The organism is Mucilaginibacter sp. (assembly GCF_041088075.1).
Lineage (GTDB): Bacteria > Bacteroidota > Bacteroidia > Sphingobacteriales > Sphingobacteriaceae > Mucilaginibacter_A.
In genome coordinates this window covers 15,540-27,546 of record NZ_JBGCVY010000062.1, presented here as the reverse complement: position 1 = coordinate 27,546, position 12,007 = coordinate 15,540, and the positions used below count along the sequence as shown (strand labels likewise).

The window sequence follows — 12,007 nt, the reverse complement described above, 5'->3', positions numbered from 1 at the left end:
GCTTTAAAGGCTTTTATGAAAGCGCTAAAAATAAATTTCAAAGAAGAGAAACCTTATAATCCTGATTTTATAAAAAAAATTGAAAGAAGTAAAAAGGATTTCGAAGCGGGAAATTTTAAGTCTATAAAGACTAAAGACTTGTGGAAATAATTTATTCAAAAGAAGCTCAGCTTGATGTTGAATATTGGAAGAAATAGTATTGGATAGCATAAGCAGTCAATAAAAGTCAAATCACAAAAAAAGGTGTAATTCCAATTGGAACTACACCTTTTTTTGTGGCTAATATTTCAAATAAACCAACCCTGACTGATAATAACAAGATACAAGAATGAATTAATTTACTTGTGATACAAGCTCAATAAAAATTCAACTTTCTAAAAAAAGCCAATGTTTAAACTTGTGCTGTTCTGTGTGTATGATAATCTGCCGGTTCTTTAGAATCCCTGCCTTTTTTAGCACCGAAAGCACTGGCGGCAGCACCCAAAACAATTCCGAAAAAAGAATACCAAGCACCTTTAGAGCTTGCAGAAGCAGCATCATCTGCAACTTCTCTGGCTTTTTGTTCTACTGCACCTTTATTTTGGTTGATTGCACCAACCACTTTCTGGCTATCAGCTTTTACTTGTGCCTTAGTTGTGGTATCATAAGTAGTTTTAACAGCATCGTTGATAGCAGGGACTTCTGTAGCCATTGCTTTTCCAACTGTACTGCCTGCACCACTAATAAGACTGCCAGCACCACCAAGGATACTGCCTAACGCACTTGTTAAAAAGTAAAAAGTTAAAATAAACATTAAACCGCTAACCAGTAAACCGTGAATAACACTTTCTGAAGTGTGTTTGTCTTTTGCCAAACGTCCGGCTACCCAGCCTCCAAAAAAAAGCGAAATCAGCATGGTAAGTACATACCAAATCCCAGAACCGATTGCAAGGCCAGTTCCAGGTGTGTTGTGGTTAGTGGCATCAACAGTGCTTAAACCGATAGCCAAGCCTAAAAGGGTTAAGGTAAGCTGGATAAAAACAGCGATGATAACGCCGGCAATAACTGCGGCCCAACTGATGCGCTGGTGCGAGCCCGAACGGATAATTGTTGATGATGAAGCATTGCCTTCACCATAATGTAAATTGCTTTCCATAATTTAATTGTATTAAGTTTTGTAGTATAACTAAACTTACAACTTAACTAAAAGGAAATTGTTTGTCTTTATTTTGATTGCGGCAAGCATAATTTCAACTTTTAATTTCAATACCTTTTTACAACTACTTTTTAAATATTAAAATTATCGGAGTTAAAGGCGGTAGCATGACAGTCCTGAACAAAAACTATCTTTTGAAAAAGAATGAGGATTGGGAAAAGGCTTATTACAGTGTGTTTCCTTGATTGGAGTTGAAGAAGAGAATGAACAGCAATATGCCGCCGAATGCTTCAATCCCGATGAAAAATCTGAACAGGCTGTCCATCCACACTGTTGGCAATACCCTTGTTGGCGGTAGTTTTATTTTTCCTTGTCGGAAGCCCGCCTTTTGATAAGATTTCTTGCGCCTTAGCAAGCTTTTCAGGAAACAAAACCTTGTCCCTGAATTGTTCCAATTTTTTGTCAAAAACAATTATTGGAACCTTTGATGCATTCAGACTTATACAAATATTTTGGCTTTTTCATCCAACGTTTTATATCAAAGTTATACGTTTACTTCCACTATTTAAAGTATCAAAAAATTACAGTTAACGGAAAGCGCCTGGCGAAGGACTAAGAAATTTAAATTGCTCAACATAAACCAAAATTAAATTAATGTTCCAATCTTGATGCTTCTTTTACCAGCTAAATTTTGTTCCTTCAGATGGAACTGAAGCAAAATAGCAAAATAATAGTTGATGTTATAATTCGTTCGCCAATTTTTTGCCAAACCAATGTTGTGCGTTCGTTTTTTTATGCAGATATTGGATTTACTTTTATTTGTCCACCAACAGCTTTTAATACTTTCATAATAGTTGAAAATTGTGGTTTTGCTCCGTCAGATAATGCTTTATATAAACTTGGTCTGCTCATTCCAGTTTCTTGCGCTATTTTAGTCATACCAATTGCCTTAGCAATATATCCGATTGCAGTCACAATTTCAGCATCATTTCCTTCCTCCAAAACCGCATTTAAATATTCGGCAATCATCTCGTTGCTGTCTAAATAGTCAGCTATATCAAATTTTGATGTTTCCATTTTTTACTTTTTTAGTTTATCGCAAATTTTTTTCGCTTTTTCAATATCTTTTTGTTGAGTTGATTTGTCTCCACCAATTAGCAGAATAATAATTTTTCCGTCAGTTTCTTTGAAATAAATTCTGTAGCCTTTTGCAAAGTTGATTTTCAGTTCATTAATTCCATTTCCAACTGGTTTACAATCTCCAAAATGCTCTTCATTTTCTAATTTTTGAAGTCTGAATAAAATTTTTGCTTTTGCTTTCAAGTCATTCAGTTTTCTAAACCATTTATCAAATTCCGTAGTTTTTTCAATAAAGTACATTCTTTAAATTGTATTCATTTAGATACAAATTTATAAAAAATATTTTTGTTGTCACTAATTTTGCTTTGAGAGTTTCGTTTGGGTAAAATGACGCACAACGGAAAGGGCTTGGCGAAGAACTGGGATTTGAAACCCGTCAGCCGAAAACCAAAGTTAAATAAATGTTCAAATGTTGATGCTTCTTTTACCAGCTAAATTTCAGTTCCGTCTGCTGGAACTGAAGCAAAATAGCAAAACAAAAGTTGATGTTTGTTCTGTCCGCCAGTTTTTTGCCAAACCAGTGTTGTGCGTTAGTGCTTATTGTAAACATCTTTAAATTTAATCATCTCCCAAAATCTCCTCTCGTTATCATTTGGAAAACCACACTCCGAAATAAAGCCGTCAGCTTCTTTAAAAGTTCCGAACATCTTGTCCCACCAGGTAATGTCTCCATAATTATATTTGTGTACGTCAAGTTGATGATGGATTGCGTGGTGTTCTGGTCGTTGAATAAAATAACCTAACCATTTTGGAGTAGAAATATTTGAATGATAAAAATATTCCCCAGTTGCCCCAAAAAAAGAAGTCCAAGCTGCCGCCTCCGCTGTGCCTCCCAAGATAAAAAATATAAAGAAACCTGTTATTAACGAGTCTGCAATTATTTCTATTGGATGTTTATAAAAGGATATCAATAATTCAATTCGTTTCGGACTGTGATGAACTTGATGAAAAACTAACCAAAACCCATTTGCGTGTCTTAAACGGTGCCACCAATAAAAAATAAAAGTCCCAAAAAACCAATATGTCAAACCTTCTGTAATTGAAGTATGCCAATGTCCTAAATGGAGCAAAGAATAGTTCCTAAAGTATTTGTTCCAAGTCAATCCACCTAAGCCAACCAGACTGATTTGAAGAATATTTATTACTATTGAACGGTAATACCAACCTTTTGATTCAGGCAATTCTCGCCCAGGAAACTTTCTTTCAAGTATGAAAAAAGTTAGTGTTATTAAACAAATTAAAATTCCTTGAATTCCTTGTGTCGTAAAAGGTATCTGTATATTCATTAAATGCAATAGGGTTTTGTCAGGTTAGCATTACGCACAACGTTCAAGGCTTGGCGAAGAACTGGTATTTAAAACCCGTCGGCCCCAAACCAAAGTTAAATAAATGTTCAAATGTTGATGCTTCTTTTATCGGCTAAAATTTTGTTCCTTCTGCCGGAACTGAAGCAAAATAGCAAAACATAAGTTGATGTTTGATTCGTCAGCCAGTTTTTTGCCAAACCAATGTTGGCTGTAGCTTTTCTCTTATGTCCAAGTCTTCTAAAAAGTTTTGTAAATATTTCTTTAGTTGATAACGGTTTACAATTATCATTAAATAAAGAATTGTTGGGAATATGAGCCAGGCACTTACTACTATAAGTATTGCTGAATTGCTTCGGTCAAATAACAACATCATTAGTGTAATAAACATAAGAGCAAACAGTAAGGAAATAATATTATATTTATATATCCAATGAAAAGGCTGGAATTTTGCTTGGATTAAAGTTCTGTCAAATTTTGATGTCAGCGTTAAACTTATTTTTCCTAAATCACGAGAAGGATTAAACATTGATGGTTTTCTGAAAATTATAATTTCATCATCTGCGACTATTACGCCTTTATAATCAATTGGATCAAAATTTATCAGGCTTTTATCTTCTTTAGCTTTTTGTATGCGAGAAGAAATTAAAGTTAAAATGTCTAATTTTTGCTTTTCTGTTTCAAGTAAGAATGTTTTATCGAATTTAGTAGTTAAGTTCATTTTTAAAGTTACAGCCAACGTTCCGGGCTTGGCGAAGAACTGATATTTGAAACCCGTCAGCCGAAACCAAAGTTAAATTAATGTTCCAAAGTTCATACTGTTTTTAACGGCTAAATTTTGTTCCTTTTGCCGAAACTGAAGCAAAATAGCAAAATAAAAGTTGATGTTTAATTCTTCAGCCAGTTTTTTGCCAAACCAATGTTGTACGTTCGGGCTTCTTTATCACAGGTCAATTTGCTTCATTTTGATGCTGTCTAAATTTCTAAATCCAAAAAGAGAATTATTTTTTATCAAAAGCCTCAACGAGTCTTTAGTTAATGTGTAGATACTGTTTTTAGATGCAACTTTTCCATAAATAAAAGTCGTCGAGCTACCAGAATTTGTGCTGTATGAAATGTCAAATGTCTTATTTAACTTGTTATTTGTAATTCTAAAAGTTGTGTCATTAAGATTGAATTGCCAGCTTTCATATCTTTGTCTTTGGTGTCGGTCAATTCCTGCAATAAATAAATTGTACATAATTACTGCTGCAATCAAAGAGTTAATTAAAAAAACGTTTGTGTACTTCCGTTTTACAAAATATAGTATTGCTGCAAGAATAAGATTTACAATTATTGCTAATGGAACAACTAGAAAAATGCCGATCGAAACGCTTGGGTCTGGGTCTTGTTCTCTTACCCAAAACCAAACTATAACAAAATCCAGAACTGTCAGTAGTAAAAGTTGTGTCCAGAGTTTCATTTAATATTCTCTAATTCGATTTTAAGTCGGCGTTAGTCATTCAGCCTGACGTACAACTAGTAAATATACGCAACTTTTACGAATAAAATATAAATCTTATTAAAGTTTTTTTGTTGGAAAATATACTGGTAATAAAAACGCTAACCCCTTTGTAATCATTACTTTTCAGTTTTTTACCAAATTATAAACAATACAAAATGCGCATTGCGCCTTTTATCCCAAGTGTATTGCGTCAATACAATTGCAATACTTCTTTTACCCCTACTTTTTTAGTGTCAAAACCACTACACTTAACGGCGGCAATTCGGCTACCAACTGGTCGCCCTGCTTTTTTGCACCGTTAAAAACAGTAACTTTTATTTTAGAAGGATTGTCGAAAGAGTTATAATCCGTAAACTTGGCCGAAGTAACCATTTGCCCTTGCACGCTTTTCCAGTCCACACCTTGCAAAGCTGTACTAACGGTGATTTTATTTGTTGCGTCCAAATTCACAAAAGAAATATGCACCACGCCGCTGCTATCGCGCGAAGCGGAAGCATTAACGGCAGGAACGGTTACGCCATCAACCGTATAATCCGGCGATTGGACAGCAATCGGCAGCAAAGTTGCATCCTGATGCACCTGGTACAAATCAAAAACATGGTAAGTTGGCGTCAAAATCATTTTTTCTTTTTGTGTAAGCACCAGGGATTGCAATACATTTACCGTTTGCGCCAGGTTTGCCATTTTTACACGGTCGGCATGGTTGTTAAAAATATTTAACGTCGTTCCGGCAATCAGCGCATCGCGCATACTGTTTTGCTGGTACAAAAACCCCGGGTTGGTGCCTGGTTCTACGTCTGTCCAAACGCCCCATTCATCCACCACCATCGCTACTTTTTTCTGCGGGTCGTACTTGTCCATAATTGCCCCGTGCTTGGTTACCAATTCGTCCATAGTCAAACAATTACGCATTGTTGTGATATATTCTTTCTCATCAAACTGCGTTGCAGAACCTTTTTTGCCCCAATTGCCCGTTGGAACGGTATAATAATGGAGCGACAGGCCCCAGGGGCGCGTACCAATATTTTTCATCACAACTTCGGTCCAGTTAAAATCAAAACTATTGGCGCCGCTGGCAATTTTTTTCAATGGTGCACCCGGATAATTTCTGGCATAAGTAGCATAACGCCTGAACTGGTCGGAATAAAACTCTGGTGTCATTTCCCCGCCGCAGCCCCAGCTTTCATTTCCAACGCCCCAAAAACTAACTTTATAAGGTTTGGGATGGCCGTTTTGTGCCCGTAAAGCAGCCATCGGGCTAACACCGTCAAAATTCAAGTATTCTACCCATTTAGACATTTCTTCTACCGTTCCGCTGCCTACGTTTGCAGAAACATAGGGCTCGCAATGCAGCATTCCGCATAAATCCAGAAACTCGTGCGTGCCAAAACTATTGTCCTCGGTAACGCCGCCCCAATTGGTGTTCACCATTTTTGGCCGCTGGTTTCTCGGGCCGATGCCGTCGCGCCAATGGTATTCATCAGCAAAACAGCCGCCGGGCCAGCGCAAGTTTGGAATATGGATTTTTTTCAGAGCTTCTACAATATCCAAACGAATCCGTCCTTTGTTCGGGATTTTTGAATTTTCCGAAACCCAAAACCCATCGTAAATACTTCGGCCTAAATGTTCTGAAAACTGGCCGTAAATGTGCCGGCTGATTTGCGTTTTTGCACCTTTGGCATTTAAAATTGCCTGTGCGGTTTCCTGGCTAAATGCCTGTCCGCCAAGCAGAACGATTAGCGCAGTCATAGATAAATGTTTTTTCATGGGATGGTTTGTGGTTATGATGCTTCTTTTATCGGGTAAAATTAGGTGCGTATTTGCTGTTGTCAGGCCGCTTAATTTTAAGAATGCCAGTTATCAATACTGTTTTTATCGGCTCTTTTTCATTGAAACAAACTGTCGGACAAATTGCTGTTGATTTTTGCATCTGTAACTTTTAGTTCGATATTTTCGCCAAAAAAAGAGTTTTTAACCGAATACGGAATTTTGACCCCGTTGCCGGCATTGCGGTAATCGCTGTAATCAGAAACAGTTGTCAAACCGGCACTCGTCCTCACTTCCCTGATTTTTAAATCATTGGCCAAAGCATAATAAGATTTGGTGGTATTGCCGTTTGTCGAATTTATGGTGATGAGATAAGTTGGCTGATCATTGACCATAACAACTGTTGGAAGCAAAACCGCGTTGCTGCCATACTGCAGTTCCGGAAAAACATTGCTTGATTGTTTGATCAGTGCTTTATCACTCAACGTTAATTGTATGGGCTGGTTGTTTTGCAACGTTTTGATGCTATCACGATTGACGACCGTATGCCGCATCACATTGTAGGCCGGAATGCTTAAATCCTGCACATATTTGTCCGGCAATTTGTATTTATTCACCGTTTGCACTTGCACGCCCTGCACCATTCCGGCAGAATTTATAGTGATGTCTTTTACGTTCCTCACCTTTTCTGCACCGCCAATGGCGTTCAAATATTTGCCGACAACGGTTTCGGCCGTTGTTCCGCCCGGCATCGTAATACCGCTGAACGTATTGTTGTCCGGGTCAACATCAGGCAAAATATGTTCCGGGTCTATCACCACCAGATTTATTTTTGAGGTTGAAGGATAGCTGAAAGTCCAGGTTCCGCCGCGCTGCCAAATTTCGGCAGGCAGATGCACCACATTGCTTTTGCCATTTTCTTCTTTTACAAAAACCGTAACCGGCAAAGCCATTTCGCCCAGGTTTTCTATCGTGATCAATGCTCCTTTTGCCGCATCTTTTTTATCCACATAACTGATCCCTTTTACAGCCTGGTCGAGCTTCCAAGTGGTAAAAAACCATTCTTTCCAAAACCAGCTTAAATCTTCTCCGGCAGCATTGTCCATCGTATGGAAAAAATCCCAGGGCGTTGGATGTTTAAAAGCCCAGCGTTTGATGTACGTCCTGAAAGCGTAATCAAAACGCTGCCTGCCCAAAATTTGCTCGCGCAAAATCATCAAGCCTAAAGCTGGTTTGTTGTAAGCGGCCTCACCCAAAAAAGAAGCTTGCAAAACATCAGGTGTGTTCATAATCGCTTCTGCTTCAGGGCCAAAAGCAGAAATCGCGCTGGTAGCTTCCACATCTGGCCGGGTATAATACTCGCCTTTGTTAAACTGCTGCTCGTCAACCTGGTTGATAAACGTATTGAAACCTTCGTCCATCCAGGCATATTTGCGTTCGTTGGAACCCACAACCATCGGGAACCAGTTGTGGCCAAACTCGTGGTTGGTTACTTCCCACAAATCTTTACTGCGGCTGGTGGCATCGCAAAAAACAATGCCCGGATATTCCATCCCGGTAACAATGCCGCCAACATTGGTAGCGGTTGGATACGTAAATTCAAACCATTGGCGCGAATCCATTTCGATGCTGGCCTTTACATATTCTGTTGACCGTCCCCAGGCTTCGTGGCCGCCGCTTTGAATTGGGTAAACGGATTGCGCCAATGCTTTTTTTCCGCTTGGCAGGTTGATTCGCGCAGCATCCCAAACAAAAGCATTGGAAGCTGCCCAGGCAACATCACGCGAATTTCTACAGAAAAAATGCCAGGTTAAAGTTGGTTTTTTAAACGGGTTTGCCTGTCGGATCACGTCCGCAGAATCTCTTATAAAAACTGTTTTATCACTGTTTCGGGCTTGTGCCAACCTGTTTAAAACCGTGGGCGATAAAACTTCTGCCGCGTTCGTCAATTCACCCGAACCAAAAATCAGGAGGTTTGAAGGCGCGGTAATGGTATAATTGTAGTTGCCGTAATCCAGATAAAACTCGGATGCGCCCAAATATGGAATGGTATTCCAGCCGGTTATATCGTCGTAAACTTCCATCCGTGGATACCATTGTGCAATTTCATAGATCCAGCCGTGGCTGGTTTTGACCCTGCCCATTCGGTCGGTCCCGTTTTGTGGGATTTCGAAATTGTAATCAATCCTGATCTGTATCTTGCTGCCCGATGACTTCAACGAATCCCGTAGTTTAATTTGCATCCGCGTATCCGAAATCAAATAATTGGCAGTCTCCGGTTTCCCGTTACGGATCAATGTTACCGATTTTATCACATCGCCTTGCGTAAAAGCTTTGTTTGCAAATCGCCCTCCGGTTACCGGCGTGGTTGCTTCGGCACGCGAATCCTGTCGGTAAATATTCTGGTCTAATTGCAGCCACAAAAAAGGCAAAGCATCGGGGCTGTTGTTGGTGTAAGTGATGATGGTGCTGCCCGAAACCTGGTTTTTAACCGTATCCAGCGAAACATTGATCTGGTAATCGGCGCGGTTTTGCCAGTAACGTGCCGTTGGTGCGCCGCCTGCCGTACGAAACTGGTTGCCTTTATCGGTATAAAACAAAGGGTCAAAAACTTTATGCTGATCGTATTTGCTGATTGCAATGGGCATAAGCTGTGCGCGGCTGTTTTGGCTGCCAGCCCAAAACAAAAAAAGGGTGGTAAAAACAGTATGGAATTTCTTCATTATAAAGGCAGGTTTAGAAAGTATTTTAATTGATTTTTGTATGATAAAAGAAGCATTGCCACAAATTGTTCTGCCACAATGAAGGAGAAATTGTTTTTACAACTTGCGTTGGCCAAACACATCACAAAAAAGCCAATCCAAAAAAAACAGGTTTTAAATAAAAGCTTAAATTACTTTTTATTTAAAACCTGTAAAAACTTTTTTTGGATGCGGAACAACACCAACTTTATGCCGGTAAAAGAAGCATCAGTCGCAGTTGTATTCTGTGCGGGGGTCTTCCGGCAATATTTCCATTTCCGGGTAACCGATGTATTTGGCGTACCATTGGATGGCCGAAGCCATATCCAGGGCGTCTTCTGATTTAATGTTGATCGTTTCGAAAGCAAGCGGGTTGCCGCGGTCGTCGGCGTATAGTTGGATCTCGTCCGGGTCTGGTTTAAAATCTACTTCGTTCAAACAATGTACCCTAATCCTCAAGTCAGTATCGCGCGAACGGATAATATCCCGGCAGGCATCCTTTGGATCTTTCACTAAAAAATATACGTTGTGGTTCATACAAACTGAAGATGAAAGATGAAAAAATTTAGTTTCGGCAAAAGTATAATTGTAATTAAGAACAAAAAACCCGAAAAAAGTTGCATATAATTTTCAAAAATTATTTCGGGAAAGGGTTTGTGCCAATGCTGATGCTTCTTTTACCGCCTCAAATTGGCCTCGCTTTTAAAGTTTTCCGGATAGTTTTGCTTAAGACAGAAACTGTATCTTGTGTTCAAACTTTTCTACAGAAATCAGATTTTTAAAAGATGGAAACCAAAACCGAACTGAAACTTGCCGTATTGATTGATGCCGACAATGTGCCGTATGCCAACGTAAAAGAGATGTTTGAGGAAATCGCCAAGTACGGCACGCCAACTTTTAAACGCATTTACGCTGATTGGACCAAGCCAACCGTTTCGGGCTGGAAAAACGTTTTGCTGGAAAATGCCATCACGCCGATCCAGCAGTACAGTTATTCGACGGGGAAAAACGCCAGCGACAGCGCCTTGATTATTGATGCAATGGATATTTTGTACACCGGCAAAGTGGATGGTTTTTGCATCGTTTCCAGCGACAGCGATTTTACGCGATTGGCCACACGCCTGCGCGAAGCCGGCATGAAAGTGATCGGCATCGGCGAAAAGAAAACCTTAAACCCGTTTATTACCGCTTGCGATAAATTTATCTACCTCGAAATTTTAAAACCTGAAACAGCCGCACTCGAAGAAAAAAAGGGTGGTAAAAGAAGCACCAGAACAAATACGCCCAAAGCCGCCAAGAATGCATTGAGCAAGGTTGACCAAGGTTTGATCAAACTTATCACGGACAGTATTGTAGATTTGGCCGATGAAGAAGGCTGGACTTTTTTGGGCGAACTGGGCAATTTAATGCTGAAAAAGAAACCGGACTTTGACCCGCGCAATTACGGCTACGCCAAAATGCTGCCTTTGATCAAAAGCCTAAACCAGTTTGAAATTGACGAACGCGATACGGGGAAAAATCATATCAAGCATATTTATATTCGGAAGAAGTGAGGTAACAATTACTAAAAGTTAAACTGTTGTATCCTATTAAACTTGAGCTACCTAAAATATTTATACTTCTTTTACCTACATTTTTTGGTAAGAATCTATCATTCATTATTTATTTGCTGTTAAACATCTTTCGAATAGTTTTAATTTTGTACAGATTACAAGGTCAATATCATTCTTCAATCTTTCAAAAAAACCACAATGGAAAATAGTTTAAAATATATTATTGATGAGCATGGACAGAAATCATCAGTTCTCGTTCCGATAAAAGTTTGGGAAGAATTGAATGTTAATTATCGAAAACTTCAAAAAAAAATAGAAATCTTAGAAGGGATTGGTGAAGGTTTGGAAGAAGTAAGCAAGGCCCGAAAAACAGGCAAAAAACTGGAGACACTTCAGGATTTTTTAAAGTGAAAACATCAGTTCGAATTGCCAAAAGCTTTAAAAAAGCAATTAAACCATTATTAAAGAAATACCCTTCGCTTACCAACGATCTTCTTGCTTTGGAAAATGAGATAATCACAAATCCAAAGCTTGGTACGGCACTTGGAAACAATGTTTACAAAATCAGATTAAAGATAACCAGTAAAGGCAAGGGAAAAAGTGGCGGCGCAAGAGTTATTTCTTTGTTGGAAGAAACGACGTTGATTGGTGAAGTGAACGTAAAAAACGAAGAGGTAACCGTAAACTTAATTATGATTTACGACAAAGCCGAAACAGCAACAATTACCGACAAAGAATTAAAAGAACTTATCAAAGCTTTTAACCGAGAGTAATTGATGATATTAAAAAGCAGAAGTTTGGCATTTTAACCCCTGCTTCTTTTACCACCCTAAAATCCAAACTCATTATCCAGCATACCAATG

Annotated in this window: 15 protein-coding genes; 5 read left to right on the top strand and 10 right to left on the bottom strand. The window is 38.9% G+C overall.

Features of this window, described 5'->3' with window-relative positions; all coding sequences use genetic code 11:
• Nucleotides 1-150 (top strand): DUF2683 family protein (locus tag V5804_RS15190; RefSeq protein WP_369592250.1); only part of this gene is annotated, 150 nt, incomplete at its 5' end.
• 241 nt (nucleotides 151-391) lie between these two features.
• Here the strand turns inward: V5804_RS15190 and V5804_RS15185 are convergent.
• The 8 genes from V5804_RS15185 to V5804_RS15150 all read right to left on the bottom strand — a co-directional run bounded on the left by V5804_RS15185 (nucleotide 392) and on the right by V5804_RS15150 (nucleotide 5,911).
• Complete coding sequence (locus V5804_RS15185; RefSeq protein WP_369592247.1) at nucleotides 392-1,135, bottom strand: hypothetical protein; 744 nt, start codon at nucleotides 1,133-1,135, stop codon at nucleotides 392-394.
• 290 nt (nucleotides 1,136-1,425) lie between these two features.
• A complete protein-coding gene (locus V5804_RS15180; protein ID WP_369592246.1) occupies nucleotides 1,426-1,590 on the bottom strand; it encodes a hypothetical protein in 165 nt (54 codons plus the stop codon).
• A gap of 337 nt (nucleotides 1,591-1,927) precedes the next feature.
• The gene (locus tag V5804_RS15175) at nucleotides 1,928-2,212 is read right to left on the bottom strand and encodes an addiction module antidote protein (protein WP_369592245.1); all 285 of its coding nucleotides are present in this window, start codon (nucleotides 2,210-2,212) and stop codon (nucleotides 1,928-1,930) included.
• A 3-nt stretch (nucleotides 2,213-2,215) separates the two neighbouring features.
• On the bottom strand, nucleotides 2,216-2,515 hold the full coding sequence (locus V5804_RS15170; protein ID WP_369592244.1) for a type II toxin-antitoxin system RelE/ParE family toxin: 300 nt from the start codon (nucleotides 2,513-2,515) through the stop codon (nucleotides 2,216-2,218).
• 290 nt (nucleotides 2,516-2,805) lie between these two features.
• Entirely contained in the window at nucleotides 2,806-3,561 is a 756-nt protein-coding gene (locus V5804_RS15165; RefSeq protein ID WP_369592243.1) for a sterol desaturase family protein, read from the bottom strand.
• Nucleotides 3,562-3,760: 199 nt separating this feature from the next.
• Nucleotides 3,761-4,300, bottom strand: a complete 540-nt coding sequence (locus tag V5804_RS15160; protein ID WP_369592242.1) for a hypothetical protein — start codon at nucleotides 4,298-4,300, stop codon at nucleotides 3,761-3,763.
• A 222-nt stretch (nucleotides 4,301-4,522) separates the two neighbouring features.
• Complete coding sequence (locus V5804_RS15155; protein ID WP_369592241.1) at nucleotides 4,523-5,041, bottom strand: hypothetical protein; 519 nt, start codon at nucleotides 5,039-5,041, stop codon at nucleotides 4,523-4,525.
• A gap of 261 nt (nucleotides 5,042-5,302) precedes the next feature.
• The gene (locus V5804_RS15150; RefSeq protein ID WP_369592249.1) at nucleotides 5,303-5,911 is read right to left on the bottom strand and encodes an alpha-L-arabinofuranosidase C-terminal domain-containing protein; all 609 of its coding nucleotides are present in this window, start codon (nucleotides 5,909-5,911) and stop codon (nucleotides 5,303-5,305) included.
• Between the two features lie 116 nt (nucleotides 5,912-6,027).
• On the opposite strand from V5804_RS15150, the gene V5804_RS15145 reads away from it, so the two are divergent.
• Nucleotides 6,028-6,135 carry a hypothetical protein gene (locus tag V5804_RS15145; protein ID WP_369592248.1) on the top strand — a complete coding sequence of 36 codons (108 nt, stop codon included), beginning with the start codon at nucleotides 6,028-6,030 and terminating at the stop codon, nucleotides 6,133-6,135.
• A gap of 834 nt (nucleotides 6,136-6,969) precedes the next feature.
• On the opposite strand, the gene V5804_RS15140 is transcribed toward V5804_RS15145, so the two are convergent.
• Both V5804_RS15140 and V5804_RS15135 read right to left on the bottom strand, forming a co-directional pair.
• On the bottom strand, nucleotides 6,970-9,573 hold the full coding sequence (locus V5804_RS15140) for a M1 family metallopeptidase (RefSeq protein WP_369592240.1): 2,604 nt from the start codon (nucleotides 9,571-9,573) through the stop codon (nucleotides 6,970-6,972).
• A 246-nt stretch (nucleotides 9,574-9,819) separates the two neighbouring features.
• Complete coding sequence (locus V5804_RS15135; protein ID WP_369592239.1) at nucleotides 9,820-10,128, bottom strand: hypothetical protein; 309 nt, start codon at nucleotides 10,126-10,128, stop codon at nucleotides 9,820-9,822.
• Nucleotides 10,129-10,376: 248 nt separating this feature from the next.
• On the opposite strand from V5804_RS15135, the gene V5804_RS15130 reads away from it, so the two are divergent.
• From V5804_RS15130 to V5804_RS15120, 3 genes are all read left to right on the top strand, one after another.
• Complete coding sequence (locus tag V5804_RS15130; protein ID WP_369592238.1) at nucleotides 10,377-11,144, top strand: NYN domain-containing protein; 768 nt, start codon at nucleotides 10,377-10,379, stop codon at nucleotides 11,142-11,144.
• A gap of 198 nt (nucleotides 11,145-11,342) precedes the next feature.
• Nucleotides 11,343-11,555 (top strand): hypothetical protein, encoded by a 213-nt coding sequence (locus V5804_RS15125; protein WP_369592237.1) that lies wholly within the window; start codon nucleotides 11,343-11,345, stop codon nucleotides 11,553-11,555.
• Nucleotides 11,552-11,917: a hypothetical protein gene (locus V5804_RS15120; RefSeq protein WP_369592236.1), complete on the top strand. Its 366-nt coding sequence runs from the start codon at nucleotides 11,552-11,554 to the stop codon at nucleotides 11,915-11,917. The genes V5804_RS15125 and V5804_RS15120 overlap by 4 nt, the downstream gene beginning before the upstream one ends.
• Nucleotides 11,918-12,007: the final 90 nt, after the last annotated feature.

Bases quoted from the DNA above. Each gene is read 5' to 3' on its own strand.
- V5804_RS15175 (WP_369592245.1), bottom strand. From the start codon at position 2,212: ATGGAAACATCAAAATTTGATATAGCTGACTATTTAGACAGCAACGAG.
- V5804_RS15135 (WP_369592239.1), bottom strand. From the start codon at position 10,128: ATGAACCACAACGTATATTTTTTAGTGAAAGATCCAAAGGATGCCTGC.
- V5804_RS15185 (WP_369592247.1), bottom strand. From the start codon at position 1,135: ATGGAAAGCAATTTACATTATGGTGAAGGCAATGCTTCATCATCAACA.
- V5804_RS15165 (WP_369592243.1), bottom strand. From the start codon at position 3,561: ATGAATATACAGATACCTTTTACGACACAAGGAATTCAAGGAATTTTA.
- V5804_RS15125 (WP_369592237.1), top strand. From the start codon at position 11,343: ATGGAAAATAGTTTAAAATATATTATTGATGAGCATGGACAGAAATCA.
- V5804_RS15155 (WP_369592241.1), bottom strand. From the start codon at position 5,041: ATGAAACTCTGGACACAACTTTTACTACTGACAGTTCTGGATTTTGTT.
- V5804_RS15170 (WP_369592244.1), bottom strand. From the start codon at position 2,515: ATGTACTTTATTGAAAAAACTACGGAATTTGATAAATGGTTTAGAAAA.
- V5804_RS15140 (WP_369592240.1), bottom strand. From the start codon at position 9,573: ATGAAGAAATTCCATACTGTTTTTACCACCCTTTTTTTGTTTTGGGCT.
- V5804_RS15160 (WP_369592242.1), bottom strand. From the start codon at position 4,300: ATGAACTTAACTACTAAATTCGATAAAACATTCTTACTTGAAACAGAA.
- V5804_RS15130 (WP_369592238.1), top strand. From the start codon at position 10,377: ATGGAAACCAAAACCGAACTGAAACTTGCCGTATTGATTGATGCCGAC.
- V5804_RS15150 (WP_369592249.1), bottom strand. From the start codon at position 5,911: ATGGTGGTGGATGAATGGGGCGTTTGGACAGACGTAGAACCAGGCACC.